The sequence below is a fragment of the Streptomyces sp. NPDC002104 genome (genome assembly GCF_053593795.1).
In genome coordinates, this window is sequence record NZ_JBSFDF010000047.1 from 30,132 (window position 1) to 43,372 (window position 13,241).

The 13,241-nt window shown below is 75.6% G+C and carries 6 protein-coding genes; 2 read left to right on the forward strand and 4 right to left on the reverse strand.

All coding sequences use genetic code 11. From position 1 onward, the window contains the following. Nucleotides 1-3 precede the first annotated feature (3 nt). The 3 genes from ACWCP2_RS30020 to ACWCP2_RS30030 all read right to left on the reverse strand — a co-directional run bounded on the left by ACWCP2_RS30020 (nucleotide 4) and on the right by ACWCP2_RS30030 (nucleotide 8,363). Nucleotides 4-3,726 (reverse strand): UvrD-helicase domain-containing protein, encoded by a 3,723-nt coding sequence (locus ACWCP2_RS30020; RefSeq protein WP_450911695.1) that lies wholly within the window; start codon nucleotides 3,724-3,726, stop codon nucleotides 4-6. 71 nt (nucleotides 3,727-3,797) lie between these two features. Beyond that, the gene (locus ACWCP2_RS30025) at nucleotides 3,798-7,724 is read right to left on the reverse strand and encodes a UvrD-helicase domain-containing protein (RefSeq protein ID WP_450911696.1); all 3,927 of its coding nucleotides are present in this window, start codon (nucleotides 7,722-7,724) and stop codon (nucleotides 3,798-3,800) included. A 291-nt stretch (nucleotides 7,725-8,015) separates the two neighbouring features. Continuing rightward, the gene (locus ACWCP2_RS30030; RefSeq protein ID WP_450911697.1) at nucleotides 8,016-8,363 is read right to left on the reverse strand and encodes an MGMT family protein; all 348 of its coding nucleotides are present in this window, start codon (nucleotides 8,361-8,363) and stop codon (nucleotides 8,016-8,018) included. A 130-nt stretch (nucleotides 8,364-8,493) separates the two neighbouring features. On the opposite strand from ACWCP2_RS30030, the gene ACWCP2_RS30035 reads away from it, so the two are divergent. Both ACWCP2_RS30035 and ACWCP2_RS30040 read left to right on the forward strand, forming a co-directional pair. Then, on the forward strand, nucleotides 8,494-11,466 hold the full coding sequence (locus tag ACWCP2_RS30035; protein ID WP_450911698.1) for a flippase-like domain-containing protein: 2,973 nt from the start codon (nucleotides 8,494-8,496) through the stop codon (nucleotides 11,464-11,466). A gap of 41 nt (nucleotides 11,467-11,507) precedes the next feature. After that, nucleotides 11,508-12,389 (forward strand): GNAT family N-acetyltransferase, encoded by an 882-nt coding sequence (locus ACWCP2_RS30040; RefSeq protein ID WP_450911699.1) that lies wholly within the window; start codon nucleotides 11,508-11,510, stop codon nucleotides 12,387-12,389. A 22-nt stretch (nucleotides 12,390-12,411) separates the two neighbouring features. Here ACWCP2_RS30040 and ACWCP2_RS30045 read toward each other — a convergent pair whose 3' ends face one another. Beyond that, entirely contained in the window at nucleotides 12,412-13,152 is a 741-nt protein-coding gene (locus tag ACWCP2_RS30045; protein WP_450911700.1) for a YwiC-like family protein, read from the reverse strand. Nucleotides 13,153-13,241: the final 89 nt, after the last annotated feature.

Genomic DNA, 13,241 nt, shown 5'->3' on the forward strand with positions numbered 1-13,241 from the left:
AGCCTAGCCGTCCGTTCGACGGTCGCTTTCCGTGTCCGTTTTGCCTTGGAGGATCTGCTCAAGGCGAGCGCGGTCGGGGAGGTTGCGGGGGCGGATGACGCGGCCGCTGCGGACGTGCAGGAACACGGCCGTGACCTGGGCCAGGGGGGTGTTCGTGGCTTCCGCCCAGGCCAGGCGGTACACGGCCAGCTGGAGCGGGTCGGCCTCGGTGGTGCGGCCGGTCTTCCAGTCGACGATCTCGTAGCCGCCCTCGTCCCCGTCGCGGTAGACGGCGTCGATCCGGCCGCGGATCACCCGGCCGGCGAGGGTGAGCTGGACCGGGACCTCCATGCGGTACGGGGTCCGGTCGGCGTACGGGCTCCGCTCGAAGGCCGCCTTGAGGGAGTCGAGGTCGGCCTCGTCGGCGATGTCCTGGTCGGAGGCGTCCCCGGCGGCCGCCCCGGGGAGGTCGGTGAGCGGGTCGAGGACGTCGAGGTGGGGCAGCGGGAGCTCGTCGAAGCGGGACTCGACCCACGCGTGGAACCGGGTGCCCTGGCGTGCGGCCGGCTGCGGGGGCTTGGGCATGGGGCGGGCGAGGTCGCGTACGAAGCCCTGCTCGTCGGAGGCGAGGCGGAGCAGCTGGCTGGCGGAGAGCGCGGACGGGAGCTCCACGTCGCGGACCGCCTCGCGGGCACGGCGGAGCTCGCCCTCCAGGGCGTCGAGGTCGCGGTCCCAGGAGGCGATGGCCCGTGCGTCCTCGGGGGTGAGGGATCCGGTGCCGGGGCCGGGGCCGGCCGCGGGCCAGGGGTCGTGGGCGCCGCCGGGCGCGGGCGGGCGCGGGCGGGTCCCGGCGGCGGGCCGGTCGCCGGCCCCGGACCCGTACTCGTGCCCGGACCCGTACTCGGGGCCGGACCCGTACTCGGGGCCGGACCCGTACTCGTCCTCGGGCCACAGGTCGTCGGCGCCGGGTGCGGGGCTCGGGCGGGGCTCGTCCTCGGGCCACAGGTCGCCGGGTCCGCCGGCCGGGTCCGGCCACGGGATCGGGGCGGCCTGCGGCTCGTCGGCCGGGTCCGGCCACGGGGGCGGGGGCTCCTCGTCGTAGGCGGGGTCCTCGCAGTGCGGGGGCCAGAGGTAGGCGTCGTCCCGGGTGCCCGGGGTCTTCCCGTGGGCCGGGGCGCCCTGGACGGCCCCGTGCTCCGAGGGGGCTCGGGGTGCCTCGTGGGGTGGGTGGAGGTAGGACTCGACCAGGGTGGCCGCCTCGCGGCGGAGGGTGAGGGAGGCGGGGTCCAGCGGGAGGGGCCAGGAGAGGTCCGGGGCGGAGTCCGTGGACAGGGACGGGTTTTCCGCGTCCGGGGCGGGGGCGTCGGCCCAGGCGTCGATCTCCCCGTGGCCCGCGGCGCAGTGGTCGTACAGGGCGGAGAGGAAGGAGGACGGGCCGCGCCGCTTCTTCTGCGTCGGGCCCCACCAGTGGCCCGAGGCCAGGAGGAGCGAGCGCGGGCGGGTGAAGGTGACGTAGCCGAGGCGGAGCTCCTCGACGGCCTTGTGGGACTTGAGGGCCGATTTGAAGGCGCGCAGGCCCGGCGAGGTCCATTCCGGGGTGGGCGGGAGGGTCGGCGCGTCCCCGCGCAGGGCGTACGGGAGGACCTTCGCGTACGAGGTCCAGGCCTCCGGGGCCTTCTCCTTCGGGAAGGAGCCGGCGGAGAGGTCGGGGACCACGACCACGTCCCACTCCAGGCCCTTGGACTTGTGGGCCGTCAGGACCTTGACCGTGTTCTCGCCGCCGGGGAGGGCGTGGTCCAGGCCCTTCTCGTACTGGGCCGCCGTGCGCAGGAAGGCGAGGAAGGCCAGGAGGGAGGCCTCGCCGTCGAGGGAGGCGAAGCCGGCCGCCACGTCCATGAAGCTCGACAGGGTCTCCCGGCGGCGGGCGGCCAGCGCGTGCGGGGAGGAGGCCAGCTCCACGTCGAGGCCGGTCGCCGCCAGGACCCGGTGCAGGACGTCCATCAGCGGGTCCGAGAGGGAACGGCGCAGGTCGCGCAGCTCCTGCGCGAGGTGCGCGAAGCGGACCCGGGCCGCGGCGGAGAAGGGCAGCTGGTCGGGGGCGGACTGGCCCGCGCCGTCCAGGAAGGATTCGAGGGCGTCGGCCAGCGAGACGATCTCCGCCGGGTCCACGCCCTCCACGGCTGCCGCGAGGCGGTCGTCGTCGGACGAGGAGGAGGGCGAGCGGGAGATGAGAGTGCGGGCGCGGCGGCCCAGCAGGGCCAGGTCACGGGCGCCGATGCGCCAGCGCGGCCCGATGAGCAGCCGGACGAGCGCGGCGTTGGCGCCCGGGTCCTGCAGGACCTCGCAGACGGCGACGAGGTCCGCGACCTCCGGGAGGTGGAGCAGGCCGGACAGGCCGACGACCTCGACCGGGACGTCCCGCGCCACGAGGGCCGCCTGGATCCGTGCGAAGTCGCCGCCGGAGCGGCACAGTACGGCGATGTCGCGCGGCTCCGTGCCCGTACGGACGAGGTGGGCGATGCTGTCGCCGATCCAGTCGAGCTCCTGCGCGTGGGTCTCCAGCAGGGCGCAGCGGACGGAGCCGTCGCGCTCCGCGCCCGGTGCGGGGCGCAGGGCCTCGACGCCCTCGTGCAGGGAGCGCAGCGGGGCGGCGAGCTCGTTGGCCAGGTCCAGGAGGCGGCCGCCGCTGCGCCGGTTCTCGCTGAGGGAGTAGCGGGTGGCGGGGCGGCCGTCGGCGTGGGGGAAGTGCTCGGGGAAGTCGTCGAGGTTGGCCACGGAGGCGCCGCGCCAGCCGTAGATGGCCTGGCAGGGGTCGCCGACGGCGGTCACCGCGTGTCCGGTGCCCGCGCCGAACAGCCCGGACAGGAGCAGTCGCTGCGCGACCGAGGTGTCCTGGTACTCGTCGAGCAGGACGACGCGGAACTCCTCGCGCAGCAGGGCGCCGACCTCGGGCCGGGTGGTGGCGAGCTGCGCGGAGAGGGCTATCTGGTCGCCGAAGTCGAGGAGGTCGCGGGAGTGTTTGGCGGCGCGGTAGCGGGAGACCAGTTCGAGGAGTTCCAGGCGGCCGCGGACCGCCTCGGGCACCTTGCGCAGGTCCTCGTTGCTGAGCTTGACGTCCGCGAGGGCGGAGAGGAGTTCCGTGTCGTACGCGCGCAGCCGCTCCGGCGGTACGAGGTGCTCGGAGAGCTCCCCGTCGAGCGCGAGCAGGTCACTGACCAGGTCGGGAACGGACTTGGTGAGGGAGGGATAGGGGCCGGGGGCCTCGCGGAGCACCCGGGCGGCCAGCTGGAAGCGGGTGGCGTCGGCGAGCAGCCGGGCGCTGGGCTCCAGGCCGATGCGCAGGCCGTGGTCCTTGAGGAGCTGTCCGGCGAAGGCGTGGTACGTGGAGATGCGCGGCTCGCCGCCCGCGGAGCCGGCCTCGGCCGGGGAGGGGTCCGGATCGCCGATCCCGGCGCGCGCGAGGGCGGTCCGTACCCGCTCGGACAGCTCGCCGGCGGCCTTGTTGGTGAAGGTCAGGCCGAGCACCTGCTCGGGCGCGACCGCGCCGGTGCCGACCAGCCAGACCACGCGGGCGGCCATGACGGTGGTCTTGCCGGAGCCGGCTCCGGCCACGATGACCTGCGGGGCGGGCGGGGCGGTGACGCAGGCCATCTGTTCGGGCGTGAAGGGGATCCCCAGGAGCTCCTTGAGCTGCTCGGGATCGGTGAGGACCTGTGGCCCCTGGGGGACGGACGGACGCGCGAACACCTGAAAAGGCTAGCCGCCCGCACCGACAGTCCCCGCCGCGCGGGCCCCGGGCTCCGCTCGGCCGCCGGCGCCTACTCCACCGTCTGGCGGCCCTCCGGGCGGGCGCTGCACGAGGCGCGGAAGGAGCAGTGGTCGCAGTGCTTGCCCACGGCGGGGGCGAAGCGTTCGTCGAGGACGCGGCCGGCGGCGGTGGCGAGGAGGTCGCCGACCCATGCGCCGGGGGCGCCGCCCTCCAGGGCCTGCTGCGCCTGGATCCTGGGCACCGCGTCGCCGCCCTCGCGCTGGGCCGCGCCCTGGCGCAGCTGGACGAGTTCGGCGCCGCCGGGTGCGGGGCGCCGGCCGTCGAAGACCTCGTCGACGGCGCCCTCGCGCACGGCGAGCTGGTACACGGCGAGCTGCGGGTGGCGTTCGACCTCCTTGGCGGTCGGCGCGGACTTGCCGGTCTTGAAGTCGACGACGTACGCACGGCCCTGCGCGTCGGCCTCGACGCGGTCCATGGAGCCGCGTACCCGCACGGCGTACTCCCCCGCTTCGAGGGTGACGTCGAAGTCGTGCTCGGTGGCCACGGCCGCCCGGCCCCCGCGGTCGGTGGTGTGCCAGCGCAGGAAGCGTTCCAGGGCGGCGCGGGCGTTGTCCTTCTCCTGGCGGGACTTCCAGGGGGCGTCGAACGCGAGCGAGTCCCAGACGGAGTCGAGGCGTTCCATGAGCACGGCCAGGTCGGCCGGGGTGCGGCCGGAGGCGACCTCGTCGGCGAGGACGTGGACGACGTTGCCGAAGCCCTGGGCGGCGGTGGAGGGGGCGTCGGCCTTGACCTCGCGGCCCAGGAACCACTGGAGGGAACAGGTGTTGGCGAGCTGGTCCAGGGCGGAGCCGGACAGGGCGACGGGATGGTCCCGGTCGCGGAGCGGGACGCTGCTGCGGGTGGGCTCGTACAGCCCCCACCAGCGCTGCGGGTGCGCGGCGGGGACGAGGGGGCGGTCCTCGTCGTCGGTGAGGACGGCGAGCCGGGCGAGGCGGCGGGCGGCGGCGTCGCGCAGGGCGGGCGAGGCGTCGGGGTCGACGGTGGTGGCGCGGAGTTCCGCGACGAGCGCGGGGACGGCGAGGGGGCGGCGGGGGCGGCCGGTGACGTCCTTGACGGGGACGCCGAGCTCGGTGAGGAGGCGGGAGGGCTGGTCGCCGTCCTCGGCGGGGGCCTTGACGGCGGTGACGACGAGGCGGTCGCGGGCGCGGGTGGCGGCGACGTAGAAGAGGCGGCGTTCCTCGGCGAGGAGCGCGCCGGGGGTGAGGGGCTCGGCGAGGCCGTCGCGGCCGATGCGGTCGGCTTCGAGGAGGGAGCCGCGGCGGCGCAGGTCGGGCCAGAGCCCTTCCTGGACGCCCGCGACGACGACGAGTCCCCACTCCAGGCCCTTGGAGCGGTGCGCGGTCATGAGGCGGACGGCTTCGCGGCGGGTGGCGCGGGGGGTGAGGGTGTCTCCGGCGATGTCCTCGGCTTCGAGCTGTTCGAGGAAGTTGAGGGCGCCGCGGCCGCCGGTACGTTCCTCCGCGCGGGCGGCGGTGTCGAAGAGCGCGCAGACGGCGTCGAGGTCGCGGTCGGCGTTGCGGCCGGCGGGGCCGCCGCGGCGGGCGCCGCGTTCGAGGCGCTGCGGCCAGGGGGTGCCGTCCCAGAGGGTCCACAGGACCTCCTCGGCGGTGCCGCCGCCGGCGAGGAGCTCGCGGGCCTTGCGCAGCAGCAGGCCGAGGCGTTGCGCTCCGCGGGCGTAGGCGGGGTCGTGGGCGACGAGCCGCTCGGGCTCCGCGAGGGCTCGGGCGAGGAGTACGTCGGAGGGCGCGGGGGTCCTGACCCCCGCGGCCCGCTCCTCGTCGCGCAGCGCGCGGCCGAGGCGGCGCAGGTCGGCGGCGTCCATCCCGCCGAGCGGCGAGGCCAGCAGCACGAGCGCGGCCTCGACCCCGATCCACCCCTCCCCGACGCCCTGATCGCCTGCGGCGGGCTCGCCGGAACCGGGCTGGTCGACGCCGCCGCCGCCGGAGTCGTCCCGGGCAGTCCCACCCGCGGCGCCGGACGCGGCCTCGGCTCCGGCTGCCGGCTCGGCCCCGGCCGGGGCACCGGCGGAGCCGGGCACGGCCGCCGGGGCGCCGGAGGGGTCGGTGGGTCGGCCGTCCGGGTCGGTGGGCACGCTCGCATCGGCGCCCTCGGCGCCGGGGAGGCCTGCCGCGGCCTCGGCGGAGCCGGGCAGCCCGGTGCCGTCTCCGGCGGCGCGGGAAGCACCCCGCCCACCCGCCCCGGTGGTGCGAGCAGGCTCGCCCACACCGGCGCCCGCGGCGCCGGACAGGCCGGTACCGGCTCCGGCGGACACCCCGGCGGAGCCGGGTGCGGACGGGCTGGACGGCTCGGTGCCGCCTTCGGCGCCAGAGGCGGCGTCCGTCCCGCCGGGGCCGCCCGCGGCGCCGGACGCGGCCTCGGCTCCGGCTGACGGCTCGGCCCCGGCCGGGGCACCGGCGGGGCCGGGCACGGCCGCCGGGGCGCCGGAGGGGTCGGTGGACCGGCCGTCCGGCTCGGTGGTGTCGGTGGGCTCGCTCGCGTCGGCGCCCGCGGCCGGGACATCGGCGGCGCCCAAGGCCTCGTCCGTGGCCCGGGGGTTCGGGGGCAGGGCGGATTCTGCGAGGGTGCGCAGGGCCGTGAGGAGGGGGGATATCGCGGGCTCGTGGCGGAGGGGGGAGTCCGTGCCGTCGGTTTCGGCCGGGACTCCCGCCGCGATCAGGGCGCGGCGCATCTGCGGCAGGGTGCGGCCGCCCGCGCGGACCAGGACGGCCATGTCCTGCCACGGCACGCCCTCCTCCAGGTGGGCCCGGCGCAGGACGTCGGCGATGTTGTCCAGTTCCGCGCCGGCCGTGGGGTAGGTGAACACCTCGACCCGGCCGCCCTCACGCGTCGAGGCGAGCGCGCGGTGGGCCCGTACCGCCGCCGAGGGCAGGCGCGGCACCGGCATGCGGGTGGTCAGGTGGCGGGTGGCCGTGAGGAGCACGGACGCCGAGCGGCGGGAGGTCGTCAGGGCGCGGACCTCGGCTCCGGGGAAGGAGCTCTCGAAGTCGAGGATGTTGTTGATGTCGGCGCCGCGGAAGGCGTAGATCGACTGGTCGGGGTCGCCGAAGGCGGTCAGCCGGCCGGCGGGGCCCGCCAGTGCGCGCAGCAGGCGCAGCTGCGAGGCGTCCGTGTCCTGGTACTCGTCCACGTAGATCACGTCGTACAGGGACGCGAGCGACGGGGTGCGTTCCGCCAGGAGGACGGCGCGGTGGAGGAGTTCCGCGTAGTCCAGGGTGCCCTGGAGGTCCAGTACGTCCAGGTATTCGGCGAGGAAGGCGGCCGCCGCCTTCCAGTCCGGCCGGCCGAGGCGGGTCGCGAAGTCGGACAGGGCCGTGGGGCCGAGGCCCAGTTCCCGGGCGCGGGCGAGCACCGCGCGGACCTCGTCCGCGAAGCCGCGCGTGGTGAGGGCGGCCCGCAGGTCGTCCGGCCAGCGGATCGAGCGGAGCCGGCGCTGGCCTTCGAGGAGGGTGCGGACCATGACGTCCTGCTCCGGGCCGGAGAGCAGGCGCAGCGGGTCCGCGAAGAGTTCGGCGTCCTGGTGGGCCCGGACCAGTCCGTAGCAGAAGGAGTGGAAGGTGGTGGCCTGCGGGGCGCGCGCCCCGCCGAGCCGCAGGGCGGTGCGGTCGCGCAGTTCCACGGCGGCCTTGCGGCTGAAGGTGAGGATCAGGATGCGCGCGGGGTCGGCCCCGGACTCCACGCGCGCCGCGACCGCCTCGACCAGCGTGGTCGTCTTTCCGGTGCCCGGTCCGGCCAGGACCAGCAGCGGGCCGCCGGTGTGCTCAACCACCGCCCGCTGCGCTGCGTCCAGCACAGGGGGATCCACCCGCTCCGCACCGGTACGCACCAGGCGGTACGCGTCCGGGGTCCGCGTACGCCGCCGCTCGGAGCGGTGGCCGTCGGAGGAAGAGGTGTTCACGTGGGGTGCCGGTCCTGGTGGGTCTGCCGTTGCGGCGGTGATTGCCGCAGCGGTTGCTGCTGCTCCTGCTGCTCCGGCGGTGACGGCGGTGCCGTCCCGGGCGGGGGCCCGGTGCGGAGTCGAAGAGGCAACGCTACGGCACTGCGCGCGGCCGGCGCAGTTTCCCCGGGATGCCCGTCCGCACGGCGGACCGCGGCGCCGTGCTCACTGCCATCCGGTCCCACGCGTCCCCCGTACGGGGCTTCGCACGTCTCTTCGACCGCCCCCGCGGGCCGCGCATGGCCGAAGCTGTCAGATGTGACCTTCGTCCCGCGCTGTGTCCCCGCCGTCCCCGTCCCAGCGCGCCCGCCGCATGTCGAGTCGCGGTTCGCCGTCGCCGGTGAGCCGCAGCGGGGTGGCCTCGGCCCGGTAGTTCTCCAGCGCCCTGCGCTCGCTGCCGGGCAGCGGACGGCCGTCCGCACGCACCACGCGCCACCAGGGCACCGCTCCCCCGTACAAGGCCATGACGCGGCCCACTTGGCGGGGTCCGCCCTCGCCGAGCCACTCCGCGACGTCGCCGTAGGTCATCACCCGGCCGGGCGGAATCCGCTCGGCCGCCTCCAACACCCGCTCCGCGTACGCCGGCAGCTCTTCGCTCATTCGGCCCATGGTGCCGCACCGGACCGAGGAGGGAGCGCCAAGCGCGCGGAAGGCCGTGTTCCGGACCGGCTCGCACCCTGCTGCCCCCCACGGCCGTCGGTCCGTGCCACCATCTTCCGGGCGGTGACGCGTGATACGTGATCAAGAAGAGACGGAAGTGACGGGAAAGGAGCAGGGTGTGAGTCCTCCGGACGGCGCGGCGACGAACGACGGCGCGCGCCCAGACGAAGGCCCGCCACCGGGCCGCGAGGACGCCCCGCACGCGGACGCCGCGCAGGCGGACGCCCTGCACGGGGACGCCCTGCACGGGGACGCCCTCCACAGGGACGCCCTGCGCGCGGACCTGCCGCCGGCCCCGTCTCCGCCGCCCGAGCCGGCCCCCGAAGCCCCGGCCCCGGCCTCCGACGACGTGGAGGCCCCTCACGGCCACACCCCCACGGCCGCCGACCAGGTCGAGGTCGACGAGCCGCTGCTCGCCGCCCGGGTGCACCGCCCCTCGGACCTCGTACGCCTGCTCGTCGGGGTCCTCGGCATCGCCGTCGTCCTCGCCATCGCCGCCTTCGCCCACGGCACCACCGCGGGTCTGGAGGCCGACATCAGCAACGGCACCGGGCAGGCGCCCGACGTGCTGATCAAGGTCGCCGGTCTGGTGTCGAGCATCGCCGTGCTCCTCGTCCCCGTCGCCTTCGCCATCGAGCGGCTGATCAAACGCGACGGGCTGCGCATCGCCGACGGCGTGCTCGCCGCCGTCCTCGCGCACGGGGTCACCCTCGCCACCGACCTCTGGGTCTCCCAGGGCGCCCCCGAGACCATCCAGGAGGCCCTCACCCGCCCCACCGGCGCCGGCGGGGCCCTCACCGATCCGGTGCACGGCTACCTCGCGCCCGTGATCGCGTACATGACGGCCGTCGGGATGACCCGGCGCCCGCGCTGGCGCGTCGCGCTGTGGGTGGTCCTGCTGCTGGACGCCTTCGCGATGCTGGTCGGCGGCTACACCACCCCCTTCTCGATCATCCTGACCGTGCTGATCGGCTGGAGCGTCGCGTACGGAACCCTGTACGCGGTCGGCTCGCCGAACGTCCGCCCCACCGGGCAGAACCTCCTCGCGGGCCTGCGCCGGGTCGGCTTCCAGCCGGTCAGCGCGATGCGCGCGGAATCCCCGGAGGGCGGCGACAGCACCGAGGTCAGCGACCGCGGGCGGCGCTACCACGTCACGCTGGAGGACGGCCCGCCGCTGGACGTCACCGTCGTGGACCGGGAACAGCAGGCCCAGGGCTTCTACTACCGGGTCTGGCGCCGCCTCACGCTGCGCGGGATCACCACCCGGCGCAGTCTGCAGTCGCTGCGCCAGGCGCTGGAGCAGGAGGCGCTCCTCGCGTACGCGGCCATCGCCGCCGGAGCCAACGCGCCCAAGCTCATCGCCACCTCCGAGCTGGGTCCGGACGCCGTGATGCTCGTCTACGAGCACCTGGGCGGCCGGAGCCTGGACTCGCTGGCCGACGAGGAGATCACCGACGAGCTGAGCCGCAACGCGTGGCAGCAGGTACGGGCCCTGCAGTCCCGGCGGATCGCACACCGGCGGCTCACCGGGGACGCCCTCGTGGTGGATCGTTCCGGCAACGGCAACGGCAACGCCGAACGCGACGGCAGCAGCGACGGCCACGGCCACGGTGGGAGCGGGGGCGACGCCCCCGCCGCGGTCACCGTCACCCTGACCGACCTGCGCGGCGGCGAGATCGCCGCCGGCGACCTCGTGCTGCGCATGGACATCGCCCAGCTCCTCACCACCCTCGGCCTGCGGGTCGGCGCCGAGCGCTCGGTCGCCTCGGCGGTGTCGGTGCTCGGCCCGGACGCGGTGGCGGACTGTCTGCCGCTGCTCCAGCCAATCGCGCTGAGCCGCTCGACGCGGGCGACGCTGCGCAAGCTGGCGCGGGAGCGGGCGGACCGGGAGCGGGAGGCCGTACTGGAGTCCTCGCGGGCGGCGAAGGCCGCGCGCGGGGCGGACTCCGCCTCGTCCTCGGCGCGCTCCGCCGTCGACAAGGTCGAGAGGAAGGCCGAGAAGAAGGCACTGGACGACGCGCTCGACGGGGCCCGCGAGGAGGATCTGCTGAGCCAGATCCGCCAGCAGGTGCTGCTGATCCGCCCGCAGGCGCCGGTGGAACCGGCCCGGCTGGAGCGGATCCGGCCGCGCACCCTGGTGTCGTTCATCGCGGGTGCGATCGGCGCGTACTTCCTGCTGACCCAGATCACGCACGTCGATTTCGGGGACGTCATCGGCAAGGCGCAGTGGGGCTGGGTCGGGGTGGCGCTCGCCTTCTCCGCGCTCAGCTATTTCGCGGCGGCGATGAGCCTGCTGGGCTTCGTGCCCGAGCGGGTGCCGTTCCTGCGGACCGTGCTGGCCCAGGTCGCCGGGTCCTTCGTGAAGCTGGTGGCTCCGGCCGCGGTCGGCGGTGTCGCGCTGAACACCCGTTTCCTCCAGCGGGCGGGCATCCGGCCGGGGCTCGCGGTGGCCAGCGTGGGCGCCTCGCAGCTCTTCGGGCTGGCGAGCCACATCCTGCTGCTGCTGTCCTTCGGCTATCTGACGGGGACCGAGAAGACCCCCGAGATGACCCCGTCGAGGACGGTGATCGCCGGTCTGCTGACGGTGGCCGTGCTGGTGCTGGTGGTCACGGCCGTGCCGTTCCTGCGGAAGTTCGTGGCGACCCGGGTGCGGGCCCTGTTCGCGGGCGTGGTCCCGCGCATGCTGGACGTGCTCCAGCGACCGCAGAAGCTGCTGACCGGCATCGGCGGGATGCTGCTGCTGACCGGCTGCTTCGTGATGTGCCTGGACGCCTCGATCCGCGCCTTCGGGGGCGGCGAGGACATCAGCTACGCGAGCATCGCGGTGGTCTTCCTGGCCGGCAACGCCCTGGGCTCGGCGGCGCCCACGCCGGGCGGCATCGGAGCGGTGGAGGCCACGCTGACGCTGGGCCTGATCGCGGCGGGACTGGACGGCCAGGTGGCGGGCACCGCGGTGCTGATGTTCCGGCTGATGACGTTCTGGCTGCCGGTGCTTCCGGGGTGGATCTCCTTCAACTTCCTGACGCGCAAGGAAGCCATCTAAATCCCCTGGAGTACGCCGGCGGCCCTGCCTAGGGTGGCCGGATGAACGCGATACGGGTGGTGCCCGAGCAGGGCCGGTGGCGGGCCGGCTTCGAGGAGCGGGTGCTCGCCGGGTACCGGGCGGCGGGGTGCTCGGAGCCCCTCTCCCGGGCCCTGCTGGAGCGGGCGCTGAAGGGCGTCGACGGCTGGACGGTGGCCACGGACGGCGCCGGCTGGATCGCCGTCGGGGTGTCCGAGGACAACGGGGCCGCCGTGGGCCGGATCCACGATCTGACGGCGGAGCCGGGACCGGCCGCGGAGGCGGCCCGCGAGTGGGCCGAGCGCTGGTGCGCCGGCCGGGGCGCCGGACGGGTGGAGGTCCGCCTCGCCGGCGGCGCCGGCGGCTCGGGTGCGCTCTTCGCCGGCTATCCCGTGCGGGGCCAGACCCGGCTGCGGGCCGCCGCCGAGCGCCCCGCGCTGCCGCCGGGCCTCACGGTCCGCCCCCTCACCGCGCGGGAGTACCCGCACTGGTACGCCGGCGAGGAGGCCGCGTACATCGCGGACATCGTCCGGGCCGGGGCCCTGACCCCGGAGCAGGCCAAGGCCAAGTCCGACGAGGACTTCGCCCGCCACCTCCCGCAGGGCTACGAGACCCCCGGGCACGCCTTCTACGCGATGGAGGCCGGCGGGCAGGTGATCGGCACGGGCTGGGTGAACCACGGCTTCCTGCCGGGCGTCACCTTCGGCTTCTCGCTGGAGGTGTACGAGGAGCACCGCGGCAAGGGCTACGGCCGGGCCGCGATGGCCGTCGGCGAGTGGGCCACCCGGCAGGGCGGCGACGAGGCGATGATGTTCAACGTCTTCGGCGGCAACGAGGTGGCGATGAGCCTGTACGACCGCACGGGCTTCGCGATCCTGGACGAGTTCCGCTCCCTCCCCCTCTGAAGCCCCGCCGCCCGGAGTCCTCTCAGAACACCAGCAGCAGCGAGCCCAGCAGCGCCGCCGATCCCACGATCTCGACGGCGCCGACCAGCGCCACCTTCAGCCCGCGCCCGGGAAGCACGGCCGCGCGGGCCAGGTAGCCCGCGAAGGGCAGCGCCAGCCACGGGGACAGGCAGGCCGCCAGCATGGTGGCCGCCGCGTGGTAGGTCACCGAACCGCGGTAGTACGTACGGGAGTTCCGCTCCCTGATCATCGTCTTCACGTACGGGACCGTGCCCGCGAAGTACAGCAGGCAGGCGGCGGCCGGCGGCCACGGCAGCCCGCCCCCGCCCAGCCGTGCGGCCACCAGCAGCATTCCGCACGCCGGGACCACCGCGGCCAGCCCGTTGGCCAGGGCCCGCTCGCGGTTGTTCCGCGCGTACCAGGAGTTCACCGCCACGAAGGGCGCCGCCGCCGCGCCCGCGAGCAGCAGCCAGGGGTGGAGCACCGCGAGCGGGATCCCCGCCAGGGCGGTCGCCGCGCCGAGCACGAGCGCCGGGCGGACGTGCCGCCGGGCCACCGCCGGGCGCCGCGCGGCGACCCGGCGCAGGCGCAGCCACTGCTGGGCGTGGAAGACCGCGGCGTAGCCGAGGAGCCAGGCCGCCAGGAGCAGGGCGTGCTGCCATCCGGGCCGCGGCGAGAGGAACGTGCCCGCGAGGAAGGGCACCGTGAGCATCGCCCACGCCCCGTGCTGGTCCGGGATCCAGGAGGCCTTCTTCGGCGGCACGCTCCCCAGCCTTCCGGTAATTGGTATGCGGACGCGTAATTTTCCGGCCGCGCAAAGGAGTTGGACCCGTCCAGCGTGGCATCCACTCG

Bases quoted from the DNA above. Each gene is read 5' to 3' on its own strand.
- ACWCP2_RS30040 (WP_450911699.1), top strand. From the start codon at position 11,508: ATGAACGCGATACGGGTGGTGCCCGAGCAGGGCCGGTGGCGGGCCGGC.
- ACWCP2_RS30030 (WP_450911697.1), bottom strand. From the start codon at position 8,363: ATGAGCGAAGAGCTGCCGGCGTACGCGGAGCGGGTGTTGGAGGCGGCC.